This window comes from Streptomyces sp. NPDC101166, assembly GCF_044768125.1.
GTDB lineage: Bacteria > Actinomycetota > Actinomycetes > Streptomycetales > Streptomycetaceae > Streptomyces.
Window position 1 is genome coordinate 1 of record NZ_JBIWPF010000120.1, and the last position, 1,426, is coordinate 1,426.

Sequence of the window (1,426 nt, forward strand, 5' to 3'; positions counted from 1 at the left end):
CCGACAAGGATTCCAGACCGGGCGAGCTTACGGCGCACAGTATGGAACATGGATTTTTCTTATTGCACCGCAATTTTTCTGTGTTTAACGTTTGAAGAGGACCCGTCGAACCAAACGGACGACAAGAGGTGGTCATGCCCGGCGAACTTCTCTTCTTCCTACTCGGAGCCGGAATCGGCGGCGCGGCAATGTGGTTCGCGGCGTGCGCCCTAGCGGCCACCAAGTATTCCTCCGCTGCCGACGGGGCGACGGTGCAATCGATCACCGCTCGCCTCGAACGCGAGGGTAACCGGAACTCTCGCGCGGCGAAAGGTCAACCAGTCACTCACCGGGCGCCCGCCCGATGACGGCCGCCCCCAAAACCGATGAAGTCCATGTGCGCCTGCGGTTTCCCGGCGGAATGATCTTGGATTACCGCGCCGAGCGAGCAATTGCGGAACGTCTCGCAGCGCATTTGAGACCGCATCGCATTGAAGTCATCATCGACGGCATGCCCATCGATCGGCTCGCGCCACTACCGTGCGCGGAACTCTGGGCCGATTGATCATATCCGAAAACGGACCGCGCACTTTGTGTGCACGGTCCGTAACGGTTAGTTCCGATCAGAGAAACTGATCAGTTGTTCAAAAGAACTTCCGCGATCTGAATGGTGTTCAGCGCGGCGCCCTTACGCAGATTGTCGCCCGAGATGAACAGCGCCAGACCGCGACCGTCCGGCGCACCCGGATCCTGGCGGATACGACCCACCAGCGACTCGTCCTGGCCGGCGGCGGCCAGCGGCGTCGGCACATCGGTCAGCCGCACGCCGGGCGCCTTGGCCAGCAATTCCTCAGCGCGCTCCACCGAGATCGGCCGGGCGAACTCGGCATTGATCGACAGCGAGTGCCCGGTGAATACCGGAACGCGCACGCAGGTGCCGCTCACCAGCAGGTCCGGCAGACCCAGGATCTTGCGGGACTCGTTGCGCAGCTTCTGATCCTCGTCGGTCTCACCGCTGCCGTCGTCCACCAGTGAGCCCGCGAGCGGAATCACATCGAAGGCGATGGGGGCCACGTACTTGTTCGGCGCCGGGAAGTCCACGGCCGAACCGTCGTGCACCAGCTTCTCGGCGTCGCCGATCACCGCGCGCACCTGCGAGGCCAGCTCCTCCACGCCGGCCAGGCCGGAGCCCGAGACCGCCTGGTAGCTGGACACGATCAGCCGCTGCAGACCGGCCTCGTCGTGCAGCACCTTGAGCACCGGCATGGCGGCCATGGTGGTGCAGTTCGGGTTCGCGATGATGCCCTTGACCAGGTTGCGGGTCGCCTCCGGGTTCACCTCGGAGACCACCAGCGGCACCTCGGGATCCTTGCGCCAGGCCGAGGAGTTGTCGATGACGGTGACACCGGCGGCCGCGAAGCGCGGCGCCTGTACCCGGGACATGGTG

2 protein-coding genes are annotated in these 1,426 nt (G+C 64.4%); one reads left to right on the forward strand and one right to left on the reverse strand.

Annotated elements, in window-relative coordinates:
• Positions 1 to 343 precede the first annotated feature (343 nt).
• Positions 344 to 544, forward strand: coding sequence for a hypothetical protein (locus ACIRS4_RS36920; protein WP_379103533.1), 201 nt, complete (start codon positions 344 to 346; stop codon positions 542 to 544).
• Positions 545 to 615: 71 nt separating this feature from the next.
• On the opposite strand, the gene ACIRS4_RS36925 is transcribed toward ACIRS4_RS36920, so the two are convergent.
• Positions 616 to 1,426 (reverse strand): aspartate-semialdehyde dehydrogenase (locus ACIRS4_RS36925; RefSeq protein WP_404204447.1); only part of this gene is annotated, 811 nt, incomplete at its 5' end.

Bases quoted from the DNA above. Each gene is read 5' to 3' on its own strand.
- ACIRS4_RS36920 (WP_379103533.1), top strand. From the start codon at position 344: ATGACGGCCGCCCCCAAAACCGATGAAGTCCATGTGCGCCTGCGGTTT.